The 20,673-nt window shown below is 59.4% G+C and carries 17 protein-coding genes and 1 pseudogene; 6 read left to right on the top strand and 12 right to left on the bottom strand.

Translation table 11 applies throughout. The features are described 5' to 3' along the window. The first annotated feature begins 6 nt into the window (after window positions 1-6). On the top strand, window positions 7-1,065 hold the full coding sequence (locus tag V1278_RS26995) for an HlyD family type I secretion periplasmic adaptor subunit (RefSeq protein ID WP_442893823.1): 1,059 nt from the start codon (window positions 7-9) through the stop codon (window positions 1,063-1,065). 401 nt (window positions 1,066-1,466) lie between these two features. On the opposite strand, the gene V1278_RS26990 is transcribed toward V1278_RS26995, so the two are convergent. The 3 genes from V1278_RS26990 to V1278_RS26980 are packed head-to-tail and all read right to left on the bottom strand — an operon-like array spanning window position 1,467 to window position 5,034. Further along, window positions 1,467-2,552, bottom strand: coding sequence for an HlyD family secretion protein (locus V1278_RS26990; protein WP_334382792.1), 1,086 nt, complete (start codon window positions 2,550-2,552; stop codon window positions 1,467-1,469). A gap of 4 nt (window positions 2,553-2,556) precedes the next feature. Further along, window positions 2,557-3,678, bottom strand: a complete 1,122-nt coding sequence (gene wecB, locus V1278_RS26985) for a non-hydrolyzing UDP-N-acetylglucosamine 2-epimerase (protein WP_334382791.1) — start codon at window positions 3,676-3,678, stop codon at window positions 2,557-2,559. Window positions 3,679-3,702: 24 nt separating this feature from the next. Beyond that, entirely contained in the window at window positions 3,703-5,034 is a 1,332-nt protein-coding gene (locus V1278_RS26980) for a glycosyl transferase family protein (RefSeq protein WP_334384265.1), read from the bottom strand. A gap of 612 nt (window positions 5,035-5,646) precedes the next feature. On the opposite strand from V1278_RS26980, the gene V1278_RS26975 reads away from it, so the two are divergent. Continuing rightward, on the top strand, window positions 5,647-5,922 hold the full coding sequence (locus V1278_RS26975; protein WP_334382790.1) for a hypothetical protein: 276 nt from the start codon (window positions 5,647-5,649) through the stop codon (window positions 5,920-5,922). A gap of 104 nt (window positions 5,923-6,026) precedes the next feature. Here the strand turns inward: V1278_RS26975 and V1278_RS26970 are convergent, their stop codons facing one another. The 4 genes from V1278_RS26970 to V1278_RS26955 all read right to left on the bottom strand — a co-directional run bounded on the left by V1278_RS26970 (window position 6,027) and on the right by V1278_RS26955 (window position 8,983). Further along, complete coding sequence (locus V1278_RS26970) at window positions 6,027-6,545, bottom strand: GNAT family N-acetyltransferase (RefSeq protein ID WP_334382789.1); 519 nt, start codon at window positions 6,543-6,545, stop codon at window positions 6,027-6,029. 59 nt (window positions 6,546-6,604) lie between these two features. Then, window positions 6,605-7,057: a hypothetical protein gene (locus tag V1278_RS26965; RefSeq protein WP_334382787.1), complete on the bottom strand. Its 453-nt coding sequence runs from the start codon at window positions 7,055-7,057 to the stop codon at window positions 6,605-6,607. Between the two features lie 128 nt (window positions 7,058-7,185). Further along, a complete protein-coding gene (locus V1278_RS26960) occupies window positions 7,186-8,112 on the bottom strand; it encodes an NmrA family NAD(P)-binding protein (RefSeq protein ID WP_442893729.1) in 927 nt (308 codons plus the stop codon). Between the two features lie 148 nt (window positions 8,113-8,260). After that, window positions 8,261-8,983, bottom strand: coding sequence for a DUF899 domain-containing protein (locus tag V1278_RS26955; RefSeq protein WP_334382785.1), 723 nt, complete (start codon window positions 8,981-8,983; stop codon window positions 8,261-8,263). A 132-nt stretch (window positions 8,984-9,115) separates the two neighbouring features. On the opposite strand from V1278_RS26955, the pseudogene V1278_RS26950 reads away from it, so the two are divergent. Next, a pseudogene (locus V1278_RS26950) lies at window positions 9,116-9,526 on the top strand (winged helix-turn-helix transcriptional regulator); the annotation flags it as partial. A gap of 301 nt (window positions 9,527-9,827) precedes the next feature. Here V1278_RS26950 and V1278_RS26945 read toward each other — a convergent pair. From V1278_RS26945 to V1278_RS26935, 3 genes are all read right to left on the bottom strand, one after another. Next, window positions 9,828-12,239 carry a hypothetical protein gene (locus tag V1278_RS26945; protein WP_334382784.1) on the bottom strand — a complete coding sequence of 804 codons (2,412 nt, stop codon included), beginning with the start codon at window positions 12,237-12,239 and terminating at the stop codon, window positions 9,828-9,830. A 152-nt stretch (window positions 12,240-12,391) separates the two neighbouring features. Beyond that, entirely contained in the window at window positions 12,392-13,546 is a 1,155-nt protein-coding gene (locus V1278_RS26940; RefSeq protein WP_334368105.1) for a mannosyltransferase family protein, read from the bottom strand. A 335-nt stretch (window positions 13,547-13,881) separates the two neighbouring features. Continuing rightward, window positions 13,882-14,409: a nuclear transport factor 2 family protein gene (locus V1278_RS26935; protein ID WP_334382783.1), complete on the bottom strand. Its 528-nt coding sequence runs from the start codon at window positions 14,407-14,409 to the stop codon at window positions 13,882-13,884. 243 nt (window positions 14,410-14,652) lie between these two features. Here V1278_RS26935 and V1278_RS26930 point away from each other — a divergent pair, with 243 nt between their 5' ends. Further along, complete coding sequence (locus tag V1278_RS26930; protein WP_442893730.1) at window positions 14,653-15,540, top strand: LysR substrate-binding domain-containing protein; 888 nt, start codon at window positions 14,653-14,655, stop codon at window positions 15,538-15,540. A gap of 975 nt (window positions 15,541-16,515) precedes the next feature. Here V1278_RS26930 and hemA read toward each other — a convergent pair. Continuing rightward, window positions 16,516-17,751, bottom strand: coding sequence for a 5-aminolevulinate synthase (hemA, locus tag V1278_RS26925; protein WP_334382782.1), 1,236 nt, complete (start codon window positions 17,749-17,751; stop codon window positions 16,516-16,518). A gap of 64 nt (window positions 17,752-17,815) precedes the next feature. Then, window positions 17,816-18,415 (bottom strand): SCO family protein, encoded by a 600-nt coding sequence (locus tag V1278_RS26920; protein WP_334382781.1) that lies wholly within the window; start codon window positions 18,413-18,415, stop codon window positions 17,816-17,818. A 231-nt stretch (window positions 18,416-18,646) separates the two neighbouring features. Between V1278_RS26920 and V1278_RS26915 the strand changes: the two genes are divergently transcribed. Beyond that, window positions 18,647-19,402, top strand: coding sequence for a carboxypeptidase regulatory-like domain-containing protein (locus V1278_RS26915; protein WP_442893731.1), 756 nt, complete (start codon window positions 18,647-18,649; stop codon window positions 19,400-19,402). Between the two features lie 138 nt (window positions 19,403-19,540). Further along, window positions 19,541-20,671: a metallophosphoesterase family protein gene (locus tag V1278_RS26910; RefSeq protein WP_334368107.1), complete on the top strand. Its 1,131-nt coding sequence runs from the start codon at window positions 19,541-19,543 to the stop codon at window positions 20,669-20,671. Window positions 20,672-20,673: the final 2 nt, after the last annotated feature.

Genomic DNA, 20,673 nt, shown 5'->3' with positions numbered 1-20,673 from the left:
GTCGTGATGCGACTGGATGCGACGCAAACGCGTTCCAACCTCGCCATCGTCACCAAGCGGCTGGATGAATTCGCCGTGCGGCGCGCGCGGTTGGAAGCAGAGCGCGATGAGGCGCCGGCGATCTCATTTCCAGCGGCGTTGACGATGCGCGCAGTCGACAGCGACGTCGCGCAGCTATTGGCAGGGGAACGCAAACTGTTCGAGCTTCGCCGTGAAGCTCGACTCGGTCAGAAAGCGCAGTTGCGAGAACGCATCCTTCAATACGAGAAAGAGGTGCGTGGCCTGGTCTCCCAGGAAGAAGCAAAGGTGCGGGGAATCGCGCTGATTGAGCGTGAGCTCACGGGTGTGCGTGAACTCTGGGAGAAGGGGCTCGTGCCGATCCAGCGCATGATGGCGCTGGAGCGCGAAGGCACCAATCTGGACGGTGAGCGCGGCCGGCTTGCGGCGGCGCAGGCCCAGTCCGGCGGCAAGATCGCAGAGACACAGCTTCAGATCATCCAGATCGATCAGGACCTTCGTAGCGAAGTGGCCAACAGCCTGCGTGAGATCGAAGCGCAAACGGCCGAGTACGTCGAACGCAAGGTTTCGGCCGAGGATCAATTGAAACGCATCGATCTCGTCGCGCCGCAGAGCGGTCTGGTGCACGAGCTTGCGGTTCATACCGTTGGTGGCGTAATTTCCCCGGCCGATACGATCATGTTGATCGTGCCTGATAGCGACAGGCTGGCATTGGAAGCACAGATACAGCCGCAGGATATCGACCAGATTCGGCTGGGCCAGAGAACGGTTTTGCGCATGTCGGCCTTCAATCAGCGAACCACGCCGGAACTGAACGGCGAGGTCAGCCGCATTGCCGCCGATCTTACGCAAGATCAAAAGAGTGGACTATCCTTCTATGTCGTTCGCATTGTCGTGCCGCCGCGGGAGCTTGCGCGCCTCGGCAAGCTCGCGCTGGTGCCGGGGATGCCAGCCGAGGCATTTATTCAGACCGGCGATCGAACGGTCATCTCCTATCTGGTCAAGCCTCTGCGGGATCAGATCAACCGCGCGTTTCGCGAGGAATAGTGCTTGCCTATCGCATTTTGCGAGCGTGCCGCGAACGATGTCTCGGTCCTTGTCGGTCCAAACATCAGTAAAGCTGATTGTTTGCAATTGTCGCGTCTTGGAAGCAATCAATGGGGCCGAGGCACGCGAGGTGCTTTCGAGCGGGAAGGAGAGAATAGACGTCGCGCTTATCGACGTGCAGAGCGCACCGAGCGAGCATGGATATGCCCTTGCCTCCTGCGTGAGGTCGAATCATTCGGCGGTCAAGATATTGCTCGGCGGGACCATCGCCAAAGTACTGCAACTCGCAGGTGACTTATGTAACGAGGCTCCGGATGGTCACCTCGACTATCGATCGGTGCTTGATCATATCCGGCGCCTGCTCGCGTCACGAGAACGTGTTTCCCCATCATACAAAGCGCCTAGCGCGCGTATCCTTGGATTCGCTCGACGTAGTTCATGATGCGCCGCATGACGTCCTGAAGTATTCCGGCGCCCGACTCGCACATGTTCAAATAGCAGGTGGAGATTTTCACTTTCTGATCGAGAGGAAGGGACGCCCCCTCCGGGATCGATATCTTGAAGACCTGTCCCCTCTGGCGCACATCGCCTGGGATCTGGAATTCAGGCGGCATGGCATCCGTCATCGGCAGCAGGGACTCGACCACTCCAACGATGGACTGGGTGTAGGAACGCACATAGACGCGCTGCCCGACCTTGAGATCGAACAGATAGCTGTCGGGGAGATAGGCGAGGATGAAGCTCGGGCCTGTGTGGATGGTGGCGATGTCATTGCCTGCCGGGCCGAGCACGGCTCCGGCACTCATGACCTTGCTGCCCACATATCCGGCGACCGGCGCATGCAAGGCTCCGCCGGCATAGGCGTGCTGCAGGGAGTCGTACGCATCCGACACCTGCTTGAGGGCATTGTGATAGGCGGCCAGCTCGCCCGCGAGCGAGGCTCGCTCCGCTTTCAAGGACTGGTGCTTCTCGGCGGCGGCAAAGGCCGCGCTGGTCATGTCGGTCAGGAGCCTGTCCACCGCAAGGCCGTTCCTGCTCGCGCCAGCCACCTTGTCGAGATAGTCCTGCGCCTGCCTGGCGTTGGCCTCGGCTGCCGGCAGCAACATGCCGATCGCGGCTTGCCTTGCCTCGATCGCCCCGATCCGGGTGATTAGCCTGGCTTTTTCCACGGCGAGCTCAGCGAGCGTGCGGGAAAGGGATGTCGATTCGACGACGGCGATCTTCTGCCCGGCCTCCACCCTGTCTCCTGGACGGACGAAAACCTCCTTGACCCGCGTCTCCTGATAGGGCGCGCCAATGGCGATATGCTCGCGCGTAACCAGGCCGGATGCCCGCAGCAACATAACCCCGCCGGAGATCAGGTAGATGGCGATGGTGATGGTGACGGCGAGACCGATGGCGATGAGGACGAGGTTCCGCAATCGCCTCCAGCGCACTTGGCTGACGTTGAGTGGCGCGCTCGGCGCATATTGTTCCAAGACTGTCATTCTTCTACTCGGCGGCTTGCTGCAACGGTCTGAGGTTGAAAATCCGCTCCGCTATGCGGCGCGACGCTTCACCGTCTCCGAACGGGTTATTAGCGGGCAGAAGCTGCGGCGCTTCGGAGCTGGTGAGACGCCTTACCCCGGCAGTGAGCGCATCGCGGTTGGACCCCACCAGCGTTCCAAACCCGGTCTCGACGACCTCGGGCCGCTCAGTGCTCTCGCGCGTGATGAGGACCTGGAGACCGAATGTCGGCGCTTCTTCCTGGATACCGCCCGAATCGGTCACGACCGTCCATGACCGGCTGAGCAGGTAGACGAAGTCGGTATATTGGAGCGGCTTCAGCAGGCGGATATTCGGCCGCGCGCCGAGCGCCCGTACGACCTGCGCCCGGATATCCGGGTTGGGGTGAACCGGAAGGACGATCAGCTTGTCGCCGTCATCTGCAAGCTCGCACAGGGCCTCAAGGATCTCATCCAGTGGCGCCCCGATGTTCTCGCGGCGGTGCAATGTCGCCAACACGAGCTTCCTGTCTTGCGGAAGGTTTGCGATTTCCCGGTCGATCGGGACGTAACCTCCAGCAAGTTTGGAGCGAGCATAAAGCAGCGCGTCGACCGCGGTATTGCCGACCATGCTGATCGAATCGCGCTGCACACCCTCGCGCAGCAGGTGATCGCGCGACCGCTTGGTCGGCGCGAAATGCAATGTGGAGGCGATCGTGATGAGCCGCCGGTTGAACTCCTCCGGCCAGGGCGAATCAAGCGTTCCGGTCCGCAGCCCGGCCTCGACATGCGCAACGGGGACATGGTTCAGAAAGGCTGCCAGGGCGCCGGCTGCAGCGGTCATTGTGTCGCCTTGCACCACCACCCCATCATACTGCCCCGGCCCGAGCAGGGCTTGCATCTGCTGGGTGATCAGCGCGAACTTGCCGGCGAGGCTGGGCTCCTGCATGACCCCGGTGCCGCTATGGGCAAGCTCGATTTCGAACAGCTTCAATAACCCGTCTGCCAGATCGATATGCTGCCCCGACCAGAAGACATCGACATGCGCGCCGGACTTGCGCAGGGCGCGATAGACGGGACCGAGCTTGATGATCTCCGGCCGTGTGCCAAAGGCGATGAGGATGCGCATATCTATTCCAATTAACCGGGGAGATCAGCGGGTGGCGGCCAGGAAATCGTCGGGGACATCGTGAGCCGTTTTCGACCACACGATGGGGGAGGTGGCGAACTGCGACTCACCCAGATAGATTTTCCAGGCGCGGAACGTGGCAACCATGTTGATGTAGAGCGATACGGGCCACCGTATCGCGACGCCGAGCCAATCGAGCCTGCCGTAGACCCGGTAGCTGGAGGTCAGGCGCGCGACATAGCGGAACACCACCGCGAGAAGATTGAATGACAGAGACCACTGGAAAAGCTGGTACATCTCGCGCGGCAGGGTCTCGGGATCGATGAGGCCTGCAAGCGCCAAGATCATCAGGACGATGGATCCGGGGGCGAGGAAGTTGGTAATCATTCCCTTGCGGTCGCGCAGGAAGAAATAGATGTCCCAGGGCCCGCCTTGCCAGCCGAGCCTGTGCATCGCTTCGAAAGCAATGCCATAGACCCAGCGGGTCTTCTGCTTGATCGAGGCTTCCAGGCGCTGGGGGAAGAACTCGCGGGTCGCGACATAGTCGGCACCCTCTTCAGCCGGTGCGGACAGCGCGGCGAAAATCGATTTGAAGCCCGCGCGCTTGGCCTCGATGCCGAGAATGTAATCCTCGGTCACCGTCCCGGACATCAGGACCTGCCCGCGCGTCTTCAGAAAATGCCTGACGAGGACCTGCGTCAGGCAGGTGCCGACCCCGGCGGAAGGGATGGCGGCGCCAAGCGCGTTGCGCACGATCAGTTCGCGCGTATGGCGCTCGGCAAACTCCTCCATATAGGTCGAAGCGACATAGGCTCCTCTGCGGCGGCTGAGCGAGAAGACAGGAACCTGGATGAAATCGTATTCGCCCGCATACCTCGCATAGATCTCAAAGCTGCGTGGATCGATGACATCCTCGCTGTCGTGCAGAACCACCAAATCCGGAGCCTGCTGCCCCGCGAAGCTCTGGGCGAACATCTCGTTGAGCATCTGCCCTTTGGACGTGGGGCCGGGCAAGCTGTTTACGATGACCCGCACGCGATCGGGATGGGCCGCGGCAAGGGCTTCAGCGACGCGCCGCGTGCCGGTGTCGTTCGGATAGACGCCGAGATAGAGCGAAACCTGCGGGTTATCGATGCGGGCGAGGTTGCCTTCCACCATCTTGCCGATGACGTCTTCCTCGCGCCAATTGGCGACGAAGATCGCAATCTTTGGCAAAGGAGCCGGTTTGGCGGCTGCGCGCCGAAAAGGGAAATGCGCAATCCCGAACGAGAGCAGATCGATGAAAAGATCGTCCAGCGATGACAGGTTTATCAATAGGCTGACGAGCAGGAAGAGCGAGACCAGTATTTCGTTCATGATTTTCAACGGGCCGCGCTTCCATAGCGGAAGCGCGATACAGCCTTTCAGAGCGCGTAAGTTTGGCTGCTACTGCAGCGGCAACTGAAATGGCGACCATCGCCTCCCATACTCACCCATCCTCATCGGCAGTTGATCTGTATCAACGGACGGCAAGGCTTGTAGCGACTTAACCCTTCGTTAAGCAGGGGGAGCGGTCCCCTTAAAGCAAATCCAGGCAGGCATCCATTCCGGATGATTACGGCCGCAGGCCTAGGCCTCGCGCAACCGGCAGAGTCGCAACAGGCGGAAACCGATCCACGGCATAGGTCTGCAGCGCTTGGGCTCGAAGATGGTGAGGTCGCTGGCGCGTTCTTTCATTGAATTCAGGTATTGCGGGACACAGGAGCGAAACTAGAGGCCGACCCGGCAGTCGGTCACCCGCCTGTCCCCGCTGGCGAATCCAGCGCGTCATGATGGGCGTTCCCGACTGCGCCAGCCAAATCGCATTCGGCCGCGACTCGCATCCTTAGGCAATGCTGAATGTGAAATGGAAAATGCCGGCGGCTTTCTTCCGCGGTTCCTCATTTTTTGTCCCTAGAACGTCATCAGGTGAGGGAATAGGGGCGATCCATGTCTATCCTGGCAAAGGCGCTGCGGCTCATGGGCACGGTTTGGCTCTGTGCGGCAGGTCTGCTTATCGTCTCCAGCCACCTCGTCGTTCTGCATCTCGACGGCTTCTGGGCTCTCGTTAACCTCCTCAACCCGTGGAACGTCGCAAACATGCTGACGCTGGATCTAACAGCGGCTCCCGGATTGCTGCTACACATGGCGGCTGATCAGTTGACAACGACCGCTAACTCGTCCCAGAACAGGCCAGCTCTCGTCTCACCCTATCCCGTCCACTAGACCCCGACCGCGTGACGCGTGTCCTGCAGGTGAACGGGGCTGCGCGATAAGCCGCAGCGAATCCTAGGCGCACGCTCGCAGGTTTTGCCGACCGGGCTGGACGGCTACGTCGTCCGCTCGTAGGCGATGGCCCGATAGAGCGGACCTTGGCCGGCACCGATCTCGCGGAAACCGCAGCGCCGGAATAATGCATGCGAGGCGCGGTTCGGTACGTCGACCAAGGCAACGATGCGTCGCTGCTTCAATACGTCGGAGGTGTAAGCGAGCACCGCCTCGAGGGATTCCTTGGCGTAGCCTGCCCACGCGTCTTCCTTCAGCGCAATGATCGTCTCGATCCTGCCTTCGAAGGCCGGAAAAATCTCGACGGCTTGCGGCGAGGCGCGATGCAAACCGATACAGCCGATGACGCCTTCGCCTCGGCAAATGAGCCAGAGCCCGAAGCCGCTTTTACGTCGACGCAGATTATCCTCGACGATCTCGCGCAGCATTTCCGGCGACACCGGTTCGTTGTCGAACAGGTATCGGCGGACTCCCGCACCCTCAAAGACGTGGCCGATCTGTGGACCGTCTTCGGCAGCAAGTGGCCGTAGTACCAATCGCCCCGTGGTTAGGACCGGCTGCATCTGAGTACTGCCATGAAGGTTCTGCGCCACAGCTACTCTGGCGCGAGGGCAATCCTCTTTCAATCCCTTTCCCTTACACAAACCAGGTTTGACACATGCCTTCGAAGGGCAGGGCAACAGTCGCGTTCCACCGTCAATCGTTGAAGAGTTCGCAATTTTATTCTGAGTGGCACGCCATTTGAGTACAAAACCACGAACATTTCCGTTCTCGATCTTTTGCCGGCAATGGCGACCTGCAGCATGTCCCTGCTGCCCATGATCCAGGTGGTCTGGTCATCGACTTCGACGGCGTCGACTTCGCGTTCATCAAGCGGGCGAAGGCGTCGATCTTCCCGGCATCGATCGACAGAAGATGCGCTTGCGGCCGCTCGACGAGCTGCCTTGCGGTCAAGGGCGCTCGGCACCGCCGTCGCAAAGCGAAGTGATGCGCGTGACTCACGCTGAAGCTGCGAAACCTCGGAGCGCTGAAAGCCATCCGCGGTCCGATGCGCCTCAGCGATGCGTGCGATCACGTTCTCCAGGTGCCACCGCACTCTCGCGTCCGACGGCGTGAGACCAGCGGTTTCATTGCGTGCGCTCTACGGCCAGCTCTCCCGACAGCAGCCAGTCCATCGCTTCGAAGGACGGCCAGAACCCGTCCTTATGCTTCACTTGACGGTAGCTTACGCAAGGTTCGCAATCGCCCGCTCTTCTCGATTGCCGCTCGATAGGCGGGGGCGAAGGTTTCTGCCGCGAACGTCTCCAAGGTGGTTTCAGTCGTGTTTCGTGGCGATCTCGCTTCCCTCGCCCAGACCCGACCTTCATTGAAGCCCCGCGCGGTCACCATGACGGCATCGGCAAGGCTTGGCGATGCCCCAGCGCCGATCATCCCCGCCCGGCCTTCCTCATAGGACACCAGAAAATAGCGGACATTGGGCAGACCGACGGAGGCACCCAGAATGCTCACCGCCTCTGCCATGCTATAGTCGCGGGGGCCGTGCAGCTCCTGCACGCGGGGGCCGACTTCCGCCGTAACAAGAATTTCGGCTGCGCGAACGCCGATATCTCTTGGTGCAATCATCGGCATCGGTTTGCTGCCGGAAAACGCCCACCTGAAGTCACCGGTTTGCGCCATCTGCGGGATGCCCTGCAGCAAGTTCTCCATGAAGAAGGCGGCCCGCAAATGGACCAGCTCTCCGATACTCATGGCGTTGAGGCGCTGCTCCATCATTGCGGCGCCTTTCGCGCTGCCCACAGTCTCCTCACTCAGATGTGCGCTTAGACCGCTTAGCAGCACCACGCGTGGCACGCCGCTCGCTGCGACGGCTTGGGCTAGCGCATTCCCAATCTCGGCTTCGCGGCGATGCAGATCGGGCGCGCCGAAATCGAACGGAATCATCAGATAGGCGCCATGTGCGCCAGAGAAGGCTTCGTTGAGCTTCTCCCTGCGCTCGAACGGCATGCCCAAGCTGCGAGCGACGGGCCGGACCTGATGGCCAAGGCTTTCCAGTGCGCCGGCGACGACACGTCCGACGCTGCCGGTCGCCCCTACAACGACGAAGGTCTTTTTCTTCTTAGCCTCTGTCAAATCGGCCTCCTTGGGTTCACGCTGAGATACGCCTCGGTCTTGGTATCGCCATTGCAGGCCTGCAGGAGGCGTGAGTGTAGCCGACCCCTTTTGACCTTCTGCGTCAGCAGCACGCGCCCGAGGGCGCGCGCTTCAGGTGCCGGCCCGCTCATTGCGAGGCGCCTTCATACGCGTCGTGACGCTTGATCCAGTCCACCATGTTGTGGTGAGGGCCATGCTCGTTTCGGCCCTTTGGCGTGAGATCGAGATAGTTGTAGGCGCCGATCAGCAGATCCCCACCGCGGGCATAGGACGAGTATGTGTGGTAGACTTGTCCGTCATCGTCCTTGACGAACACGCTAATACCGGGCGCCTCGCCTTCGGTTTGCCGTTCTCGCTCCTCGTAGTTGTAGTAAGTCGGGCCATGAGCGAGATCGGCGGGTGTGAACGACACGCCGAAGTCCTGGTTGAAGGTCGATTCGAAGGATGAGACCCACTCGAACCTCCAGCCCATCCGGCGCTTGTAGGCCAGCAGCTTCTCTTTGGGGGCGCGGGATATCGCGACCAGGGAAACGTCGTGATGTCTCAAGTGCAGGTTCGCACCGTCGATATGGTCGGCGAGGAACGAGCAGGAGGCGCATCCCTCGTCCCATTCGGGCGCGAACATGAAATGATAAACGATGAGCTGCGATCGGCCTGCGAACAGATCGGCAAGGCGTATGCGGCCGCTCGCGCCTTCGAACGCGTAAGGCTTCTCGATCTTTACCCATGGCAGGGCGCGCCGCTCGGCGCTGATCCGATCTCGGAGCCGTGAAAGCTCCTTCTCCCTCTCAAGCAGCGCCTTCCGAAGAGGCAACCAATCTGCGCGTGACACAATTGCTTCAGGTTTCATCGTCCCGGCTCCCGGTTCGCGGCGGCCGCAGGCGCGACCCCGCTGTCAACTCTCGTTTAGAGACTGGTTGCATTATGCTGACAGTGATGTCATAATGCAAGCAGTTTCGTTTTGACATTATTGGGAGCGGCGATGCGGGAAGATCAACGGTCGGCCTGTCCGATAAACCTGGCACTCGAGGTGTTCGGAGATCGATGGTCGCTGCTGATCATTCGAGACATGATCTTTGCCGGTAAGCGCCACTTCAGAGAGTTCCTGGCGTCGGACGAGAAGATCTCGACCAGAATCCTGAGCGACCGGCTTGCATCGCTGGTCTCGCAGGGGATCCTGACGAAGACAGACGACCCAGCCCACAAGCAGAAGGCGATCTACAGTCTGACAGAAAAGGGGATCGCGCTCCTGCCCATCCTGGCTCAGATCGGCATTTGGGGACGGGAGTACTGTCCCGTCACGGATGAGAGTGCGGCCAATGCAGCTCGCCTAAAGAAGGGTGGTCCAGACTTGTTGAAACGGATGATCATCGAATTGCGGCGAGTGCATCTGCCGGCCGGTTCATGAAGGCTTCTGCGGTGTAGGTCGCGTTGCCGTTGGGTCAAGCCGCCCTTCGCCAGCAGCGGAACGTTGGCTCGTTCGTAGTGGGGTTTCGCGATGTAGCGGACCAGTGACTCGAACCCCCGAGGCGAAACCGAGCGTCGTGCGGATATCAATCGCGCAACGCCTGACCGGGGCGGGGCTAGCTCCGTAGATTCCTCAAGCGCGACGGCTAAACTTGTCGGACGCTGAGAACTCCGGACAGTGGCGTGGGCATGAGTGGTTTCGGCGTGCGCAGTATTCGGACTTCCCTTTACTGATGTGGCCGCCGAATCGTGGCGCCGTCCTTTCCTGCGATACAAGCCCCGGGGCTAACAGCCTCCTTCTCGGCGGACATGTCGATGGACTGCACCCTGCGGCTTGCAATGATCACGATGGCGCAGACCGCATAAGAGCACACCCCTAGCGCATAGGTCTTGGCGATGCCGAATTGGATCGACAACGCCACACCCAGCACAGACGCCAGCATCGACGTAATTCCGTTGGTGCTCCAGAAGAACGGCAGTAGTTCATGATGGCGGCGCCACACACCGAGGCCGAGCGGGAACATCATCCCCATGCAGAATGCAGGAAGAGCCAGCAGCAGGACGGACACCAGAATACGCATGTCGGTTGACAGCGACCGAGCCCAGGCGGTGACCAGCGGCGTCAGCAGCGCTGCCACCACGAGCGTGGTGAGGAGGGCGGCAATCCTGAAGACGGTGACGCGTGATCGGGAGGAGGTATCCGCACCGACCGTGGCGCTGCCAATCCCGCTAAAGAGAAGAATTGTGAATAGCACGACGCTCAGCCCATAAACGGGATGTCCGAGAAAGACCATGAGGCGCTGCATCTGCGATATCTCGATCAGCATGAAGCCCATCCCGATCGCGCTGAAATAGGCCACGGGCGGCGTCAGCGTCGCCATTGGCATCCGCCTCGCAAGACGGAGGAAGGGCAGCACGATGTAGTATCCGCAAGCGCAGAGCGCTACGATGATGAGCAAGCCGGTGATGCCGATCGCTACATTGTTGCTCATGATGTCCCAACTTTGCGTGCTCACGAAATCGCTGAAGCGGGACGTATAGAAGAAGAACGGATTGTCGTCGGTCGAAGCGACGATGTTTTCCGGCAGCGAATCGAAGAAGGCCTGGTTCGCCTTGTCCGACAGCAACGTTGAGGTGACGGCATCGAAGGTGATGTCCGGCCCCAACAATATCTTGAAGCCCTGCGCCTGAATTCTCGCGCGCGCGCCTTGCCATTCTGCGTCGCTGAACGCGTCAGGCCGGGTAATCACCGTCACGATGCCGCCGACGTTGACCGCGACGACGTGATGCCGCAGCTCCCCGGCCGACACCCCTTTGCGCTGCAGCGCGCTCGCGCCAATCGCAATCAGCCGGTATAGCTCGCCACGGTGCTTCTCGGCATCGTACCAGCGTGATACCGACAACAGCCCGCCAGGCTTGAGCGCCCGGTAAAAATCATCCCACGCCTCCACGGTATAGAGACGATTTTCGGTGAGCGTCAGGCCACCGGCCGCCGTCGCCGCCCAGGTGTCGATGAGTGAAATCTGCACCAGGTCGTACCGCTCGGGCGAGTGGTTGATGTAGCTTCGCGCCTCGGCATTGACCAATGATACGCCGGGCTGGCGATCGAGATGGCCGGAGAAATCGGCGAATTTTTGGGTGAGCACTTCGAAGATCGCCGGGTTGATCTCAATTGCGCGAATCCGGCTGGCGCCGAAGAGCAGACCGGAAAGGATGTCACGACCGCCGCCGACGCCAACGACAGCGACGTCGGCCGCCGGCTGCACGAAGTAGGCTGCATTGATGACATCATCTTTCAGGTAACCGAGTTTTCCGATGTCGCCATCATACCTGGTGATGACCGTGCCTGCATCGGCATCGATGTCGAGGTAGTGTTGGTCGATCCGGGTATCCGGAGTGCCAACCAGACCCCAGCCAAACGGGACCTTGTCGGCCAGCTCCCGCACCCTTACCCGCGAATAGGTATTCCAGCGTTCGAACAGCGTGCCGGTCTGCTCAGCGCCCTTGGCCCAGAACACACCGAGATGGCTTCGACCTGTCAGGTCAAGGCCGGAGTGCACGGTGGCCGCGACGGCCAGTGTTAGCGCGACAGCCCCGCTCAAACGCACACTGCGGGCGTCTTCGCTGCGTCTCACGACGATCCAGCCAACGCCGGCAGCAAGGGCTCCGATCCATAGCGTGGCGCTTACGGGATCAATCACCAGCAGTATGAAGATTACCCCGAGACATCCAACTGCGGCGCCCAGGAGGTCGGCTGCGTAGAGCCACCCGCCGCCATATGGCAAACGCGTCAGCAACACCGTGATGCAAACCCCGCCTTCCGTGAACGGAGCCACGAAGGCGATGATCGCCAGCGCCAGAGCGAGGGGCACATTTTCTGCGGATACAACGAGCGGCACGCACAGGAAGACGATCATTGCGCCAACGCTGCTGAGCGCGAACCATGACGCATGGCGGGCGAATTCGATTCCGACCCGATCGGCGGCATAACGGGCGGGTTTGCCGTAGACCTCCATCGCTCCGCGCGTAAGCCCGAGCATGGCAAGTGAAATGGCGGCAAATGCGAAATGATGATGGAGCATAACGCTGAAGAAGCGCGTTATCAGAATCTGGTAGGAAAGCGTCGCGAACGCCAGCACAAAGATTGCCAGATAATAGCGACCGTGAATCTTGGATATGGATTGCAATGAGCTACCCTCTCAGTGGAGCCCTGATGGGCTCTATTGGGTGCGCTTTGACCAACTCGCGCTGCGTCGCTGCTCAAGCATGTCATCGCGACTATTTGTAGCGATCAACCAATCCAAATTCTACGAGCAAACAAGGCGGTGTTCATGAACAAGGATGCGCCGAAGAGTCCTATCACTCCTGCCAAAAGCCACTTTGCTCGCAATCCTAAATCAGCCAACGTCACAAACAGGGGAAATGAAACGAGATTAAATCGACTCATAGAGACGAAGCCTGCTGGCCCACCGCTGAGTGTTAGATATGGCAGAAGCAGGACAGCCATGGCGAACAGTGTCCAGCTTGAGCGCAGTCGAGACCAGCCAAAAACAATCAGGACAATGAACAATAATGTAAACCAGCTAGCTTGTCCCCAAGGATTCCAGTCGTTGAGCATCATTCGCGTGAACGGCTCAAGCTTTAGTGCCGCAATTAATCTTGTTGCCAGCGTCGTTCCTTGATGGAAAGCCGCCTGCCCATCCACAAAAGCAAGCGGAGTTCCGAAAGCGCTCCAGAGGTAGATCATGAATAGCCAGATGCCCGACGTCGCAAGAAGGACGCATGGCAGGAGGGCAAGAAGGAACTTCGTCTGATCGCGATTGGCCCACATCTCCCAAAGAAGGACGGGCAATAGGACGACGCCCGTCGATCGAGTAGAGACTGCCAGGCCTGCAAGCAGTGCTGCCGACAGGTAGTACTTTCGTTTCAAAGCATGAAAAAACGAGACGATTAGCAACAGTGCCAAGGGCTCGGTATACCCGGCCGATAGCAAGACCGAAGCGGGAAAAAAGCTGAGCAGCGCCGTTGTGGCGAGAGCCAGTTGATCGCCAAATTCCTCGCGAACCAGCTTGAAAAGGACGACGATCGCGAGCAATCCCGCGACGTTCGATACCAACAGCAATGCATCCGCTGGCGCGAGACCGCTAATCGTCGCCAAGCCCCGTGCGAGCATCGGATACAGCGGGTAAAATACGATGTTCTGTTGAACAGTCGGATCGCCGTTATACTGATAGCCATCTGTGACGATCTTGAAATACCATTCCGAATCCCATTGCAGCAGTTGGTGGTACCAGATCGGTCCCGCAGACCAGACATCTGGCCCGGAGGGCAAATATTTTTGGGAGAAAACCAGTCCGAGCGCGACCACCACCCGCGAACAAAAAAATATCAGGATGGCCAAACAATAGGGAAGCCAAGAAGGATCTTTCCAGGTTTGATAGCGCATCTCCATTCCATATTGTCGCTCGGTAAGAGCCCAAGATCAATTGCCCCAAGTGTACCGCCTTGACATTTGGCGGGCATGACGCGGCAGACTAGGTGCCGACCCAGGTCCCGTCGGTCATGACGCCGGCGTTTGTCAATCACCGGAATGTCCGCTGCTGGCTCACGCGCCCTGCTGGTCTCCCACTGGCCGATCAATTCGGAGCTGCCGTCGCCATCACCACGGGTTCAACCAGTGCGATGACGTCACATCCCGATATAGGCCCCCGCCGAGGCGCTTCGGCTACATGCATCTGCCGCAGTTCGGCGATTACAACCCTAAAAACGGCACCGAAGCCGTCAAGTTTTCGAAGTCATCACTTTCTGAGCGATCTTCCAGGTTCCGTTGACCTTTAAGCATGACAACATGTCGGTGAAGTAACGTGGCGGAATCTGCAATTTCAACTTCACGAGTGCGAGCTCTCCTTCAACGTCTATCGATAGGAGCTGATCGTTGCGCTCTAGGCCCTGTTGTTTCGGAGCTTTCAGGTTCCGGACGGCTGCTAGCCACGTCGCAATTGGCGTCACGCTCACATTGCCGTCGTCGCCGACCTTGGTCACGGAACTGGATGGGTGAAATATCGTAGCAAATTTGTCTGCATCCATTTCATAGGCCCCGTCGAAATAGGTCTGCGCTAGAGCGCGCAAGGCACGAGCATCGGTATCCATAAGGTTGTTATCCATGAGGTTGTTATTTGGAACGGTAGGAGACTGCGCATGGCTGATCGACCGATCTCCAAGCATCAAGCCAGGAGCGCTGACGAGCGTGGCTCCAAAAGCTACGCTGGCAGATCGACTCAAAAATGCTCGTCGATCCATTTTGAACATTCTGCTCTCCCAAAAGTCCACGAGCTAAGTTGCATTCTTCAGATGAAGACTGAAGCCGCCCGGTACAAACGCCCAGGTTGTTACTACGAACAGCTCTTAGGCCGAATGTCCCGTGCCGAGCGTCAAGCTGGCCACAACGTGCGGAACGTTGCTCCTTCTCGTTGTTGGCCAAACGTAGGACAAAGTGATCTATGAAACTAGTCGTGTTGCGTAGCATGGGGTTATGAGCAATAATCATAAATCATGAAAAACGAACTGAACGAACTCGCTACCTTTGCAATCGTCGCCAGCGAACGAAGCTTTACGCGGGCCGCGGCAAAGATTGGTGTGTCTCAGTCTGCCCTGAGTCACACGATACGGGGACTTGAGCAGCGGCTCGAGTTGCAGCTTCTTGCTCGAACGACCAAGAGCGTCGCGCCAACCGCTGCAGGGGCCGCTCTTTTGAAAGAATTGTCTCCGGCGCTCGACCAAATTGCGCGTGCTATCAACAATGCCCGAAGCGTTCGGCACCGACCTGCCGGACGCCTTCGTATTGTAATGTCCCGGTCGGCTGCCGTGATGGTGTTGTTGCCACGGCTCACGGCATTCGCAGAGGCCTACCCCGACATCGTTCTTGACGTTGTTACCGTCACTGGCCCTGTAGACCTCGTTGCGGGTGAGTTCGATGCCGGTATTCAACTCGGTGAGTATATTCAAAAGGACATGATCGCGGTGCGGGTCACGAAGGAGCTGCGATTGGCGGTGGTCGGATCGCCAGGCTATTTCTCATCACGAAACATTCCTCGGAAGCCCAAGGATCTCAATGACCATCGATGCATAGGCCTGCGTCTTCCGGGCGGTCCATATCGCTGGGAATTCGAGAAAGGCCGAAAGACGGTCACGGTTGGCGTGAATGGCCCACTCATAATCGATGATACCCACCTAGTGATTCAGGCGGCACTCGCTGGCGCCGGCCTAGGACTCGCATTCGAAGAGCAGGTCGCAGAGTATATTGCGAAGCGTCGTCTTATTCGTGTGCTCGAGGACTGGACGCCGCCAATTCCCGGATTCTTCATGTATTACCCCAGCCGTCAGCATCAGCCGGCCGCGCTGTCTGCATTAACGAACGCGCTGCGGCTTTCTCAACCATAGTTGGCTTGCGACGACAGGTAATCGTGGTGATTTAAACTGACACGTGGAGCGTGCTGGTGGCCCGGCTGGATGGCCGTCTTTAATGCTTATCCGCTCCGCTATCCGACTTTACATCCATTTCTCGGCGAAGCCTTGGCGAACGCGCCGGAAGCAGCCATCGATGCATAGGTCGATGCGATCAAGCTGTTTCCTCATCAGGTCAACCAAATGGACGAGGGTCGGAGAAATATCGCGGTTTACGGGCATTTCGCGCCCACGCGTCGACCAAGTGGCGAAAGTGGTTGTGGCGACGCGCCCATGAACGATGGTTAGCATGAGGGTTTGATGCGGCAAGCGGCAATACCCATTTGCTGGGAATAAACCGGTCAGAGCTTCGCATCGCCCGAAGCGTCCTTGCAACCGCGATGCTACTTTGCATGGGGTTGTTTTCGATATTTTAGTTGGGTCGGAGATGCTCCGCGGACGGGGGTTAAAAACATCAAGTTGCATTGCAATTCATTCAAATGATTAGAGCGCCGCGTGTGCACGACGTGTGCACTGGGAGATCAAGAGAAGTCTATTTTAATGGCAAATCTGAGCAGCTCTCTCCGAGGCGTGTTGTAGACGTCGGGGTGCGTGCGACGCGGACGGATCGGATTGATTGGAGCAGAATGCTCCGCTTTCGATCGAGAAGCTGAACTCACTCGTCTGAAATGGAGAACGGAACTGACCTTCGTCTTTGCCGGCGGGGCAGGGGGTTGGCTGGTTCAGCGTTAGAGCGACGAATTTTAATGACTGGAGCTCGAGTCGCTCCCCCGCTACTCAGTTCCACGATGTTGCATATTTTTCTTCGATGTTCTGAGGAGTGCGAACCTACATGCCTCATCGTCGAAAATGCCCGAAATCACAGTCCTTGAAGGTGACAGGCCAACTCCTCCTGTGCCCACTCGCGATCGATCCTTCGCGGCAACTCGCGCCTTCAGATGCCGTCCGGATCTACGCGCTCATCTGCACGAGCGCCCGGTCCTCGCGCGGCAGGTCGAGCCGCTCCCAGACAACGATCAGCGCCCTGGCGAGCGCTTCGATCATGTCGTCGTCGTGATGGGGCGAAGGCGTGATGCGCAGCCGCTCCGTACCGCGCGGCACGGTCGGGTAGTTGATCGGCTGGATATAGATTCCATGCTCGGTGAGCAGGAGGTCGCTTGCCTCCTTGCAGTGCTCAGGATCGCCGACGAGGACGGGTATGATGTGCGTCTCGCTCGGCATGACCGGGAGCCCGGCCGCCCTAAGTACTGCCTTCGTGCGCGCTACGCGGCGCTGATGCTGCTCGCGCTCCCAGTTGGAGCTTTTGAGGTGGCGAATTGCTGTGGTTGCAGCGGCACAAATCGGGGGCGGAAGGGCTGTGGTGAAAATAAAGCCAGGCGCGTATGAGCGCACCGCATCGATCAGCGCGGCATCGCCCGCAATGTATCCGCCAAGACAGCCGAAGGCCTTGGCAAGCGTTCCCTCAATGACGTCGACGCGCTGCGCGGCGCCTTGGTGTTCTGTGATGCCGCCGCCTCGCGGGCCGTACAGGCCGACCGCATGCACCTCGTCGCAATAGGTCATTGCATCGTAACGCTGGGCAAGATCACAAATGCTGTTGATGGGTGCGACGTCACCGTCCATGGAATAGACGCTCTCGAACACAACCAGCTTCGGCCGTTGGGGATCGGCCCGTTTGAGCAGCTCTTCGAGGTGTCCGAGATCGTTGTGGCGCCAGATATGCTTTTCCGTCCCGGACTGGCGCACGCCCTCGATCATCGAGTTGTGGTTGAGCTCGTCGGACAGGATCACACAGCCTGACATCAGCCGGGCAATCGTAGCAATACCGGTCTGGTTCGAGATGTAGCCGGATGTAAATACGAGCGCCGCCTCCTTGCCGTGCAAGTCCGCCAGCTCGTGCTCAAGCTCGACCAGCGGATGACTGGTGCCGGCGATGTTACGCGTGCCGCCGGCTCCGGTGCCCATGCGGGTCGCGGTTTCAACCATAGCGCCGATCACCTTCGGGTGCTGCCCCATGGCAAGGTAGTCGTTGGAGCACCAGATCACGACGCTGCGCGGGCCCGCAGGCGAGTTCCAGATGGCGCGGGGATAACGCCCGGCGATGCGCTCAAGATCAGCAAAGACGCGGTAGCGCCGTTCGTCCCGTAACCGCGCGAGGGCATCAAGGAAATAGCCATCGTAATTCATGACAGCCTCCCTGGCTGCGACAGTCTCAAGCGCCCCGCGCAACCCCTTTGGTCAAGACACGCTCTCATTGCGTTGATCGTCCCTGATGACTTGCATTCTCGCGAGCCTTTGCCATCGCGCCGCGCACCGCCTCGGCGATGCGGTTGCCTGGCGTGTTGGCGTCGAACCCGCGCGCGAATTTGCCTTCAGGGTCCATCAGGTAGAGATAGGTGCTGTGGTCAATGAGGTCGTTCTCAGCGTCCGGCCCGCTCTTATGAGGTGCGTAGTAGACCCCATACTCCTGGGCAACGGCAGCGATCTGCTGCGGCGTGCCCGTGAGCCCGACGATCCTCGGATCAAATGAGTGGGTGTAGTTCCCCATGACGGCCGACGTATCGCGCTGGGGATCGACGGTGATGAACAGCGGTTGGAGCTTGTCGGCATCGGGGCCGAGCTTCTCGAGCGCGGCGGCAATCTCAAGGAGCGCCGTCGGGCAGCTATCGGGACACGAGGTGAAGCCGAAATAGACCAGAAGCCATTTCCCACGGTAGGTCTGTTCCGTGACCGTTGCCCCATCAGGTGAGCTGAGTGTGAACGGGCCGCCGATCGTCACCGGCGAGTTGGCTGCGCGCACGAGCGGTTGGCTCAACACCAACGCGGTGGCGACAGCAATCCCGAAAGGCATTGGCCGCCCGAGGGCCGAAAACACGGAACGGCGACGCATCAAATGCCCCCGCGGCGGTGCATATGCGGTGCGTATCTCGATTCAGCACGTATTTCTTATACGATTTTTGCTCTCAAGCTTCATAAGCTTTGCTTAAGGTTTCGCAAAGGAGTTCTGATTTTCCTAATCCCTGTAAATGGCTGTTAGCTCTCTACGAATTTTCCTGCTGACATCAACAGAGAGAGTGCTGCGATGACTGGCTTAGCCATGAAGTGGCTGATCGGGGTGTCGTCGATGGTCATGGTGGTGGCAACCCCGGTTCCGGTGCAAGCCTACGAAGCGGGCCCGGTCGCCGGCGGCGGATCGATCACCGGCAAGGTCGTGTTCAACGGAACCCCTGGCACCCGCAAGGTCATTCCAACAAAGGACATCGAGGTGTGCGGCGGTCCCTACGAGGAGACGCTCATCCAGGTCGGGCCAGACAAGAGCGTCCAGAACGCCGTCGTGTATCTGGCCGACATCGCGAAAGGAAAAGCCTGGCCGGCGGAAGCCAAGAAGCCGGAGATCGACAACAAGAAGTGCAAATTCGAACCCAACATTCAGGTGATACGTGTGGGCGGCCTGGACGTGGTCAATAGCGATCCGATGCTGCACAACACGCACGGCTATTACGGCAAGCGCACCGTGTTCAACCTCGCTCTGCCCAACCAGGGTCAGCGAATTCCCGTCGAGTTGCCGCGGCCAGGCGAAGTGCGCATCGATTGTGACGCACATGGCTGGATGGAAGCGTTTATCTATGTCGCCGACAATCCCTACTACGCCATCACTGGCGCCGACGGCAAATTCACCATCCCTGACGTTCCGGCCGGAACCTACAAGCTGGTGGCGTACCAACCCTTCACCGGCCCGAACGAGCAGACGGTGACCGTAGCGGCAGGGAAGCCGAGCGATCTGAATATCGAACTGAAGAAGGGCGCCTCTTCGGTGCAAGGCGGCTCCGGGAAGTGACGGGTTTCCGCGGCTCGACCCGCGACAATCGAGCCGAAGAAACAAGAAATCCGGCGAGTTGCAAACAGCCGGAGGCACTTCGCGTGAGCGGAGAGATGCCTTGTAACGACTAACGACACGTCCCAAGGAGGAACCCCCATGTCCGAGCTTGAGCGCGACCGGCGTGAAATAGCCGCGGTGCTCCAACAGCCCGGGGTGCATCCTGACCCCTCGCTGCGGATTACCCGGCGCACCTTTGTTCACAAATCATGTCTGGTGGGGGCGGCGACCGTAGCAGAGACCTTCGCCTGGTGGCCGCTGCTCAACACTCTCGACGTTGCTTATGCGGCCGAGGCGCCATTCAAGTTTGCCTGGATTTCCGACACCCATCTCTATCCGAAGTCCCTCAATACGCGCTTCGTCGAGAAGACGGTGCGTGCCGCCAAGGAGGTGCAGGCCATGAGTCCGCCGGCCGATTTCCTGATCTTCGGCGGCGATCTGGCCCAGCTTGGCAAGGTCGAGGAACTCGAGCTCGGTGTAGAGATCTTGAAAGAAGTCAACATCCGCAAGGTCTTCATCCCGGGCGAGCACGACTGGTACCTCGACATGGGCAAGAAATGGGGCGAACTGTTCGGTCAGCCCCACTGGACCTTCGACCACAAGGGCGTGCGCTTTGTCGGGCTCGACACCGTCAGTCGCGGCCCGGACTATTGGACGGCGAGGAAGATGAGTCCCGAGGAACGCATGGGTCACATGGCCACGCTCGACGGAACAGTCGCCGGCGCGTGGGCGGGCGTCGGTCGCGATCAGCTCGACTGGCTGCAGAAGACGCTTGCCAATTGGGACCGGAACCGGCCGGTCGTCATCTTCAGCCACAATCCGCTCTACGAGTACTATCCGCCGTGGAATTTCTGGGTGCGCGACTGGCGCGAGGTGAACGAGGTGCTCAAGCCTTACACCAAAGTCACCAATATCCACGGTCACACGCATCAGGTGCTCTATAACGAAATCGGCACCATGCGCTCGATCGGCATGCTGGCAACCTCATGGCCTTGGCCGTACGCGCCGGAGGGGGTGCCGAAGCTTACAAAGCCGATGATCCGGGTCGACCCCGGCGATCACTTTGACGGGGTAGGTTGGGCCAAGATCGACGTCAGCGCCCAGGACAAAGTCGAAGCCGAATACATCATGTGGCGTAAGCAGGTGTTCGCGCAGTCCCCGGATGACTATGCGAAGAGCATTCCCGAGGTTTTGCGGCCTCGGATCGCCGACAATATGTGGCCATACTAGGA

Origin of the sequence: Bradyrhizobium sp. AZCC 1577 (assembly GCF_036924575.1) — a bacterium.
In the GTDB taxonomy this organism is placed as follows: Bacteria; Pseudomonadota; Alphaproteobacteria; order Rhizobiales; family Xanthobacteraceae; genus Bradyrhizobium.
This window is presented reverse-complemented; position numbering and strand designations above follow the sequence as displayed.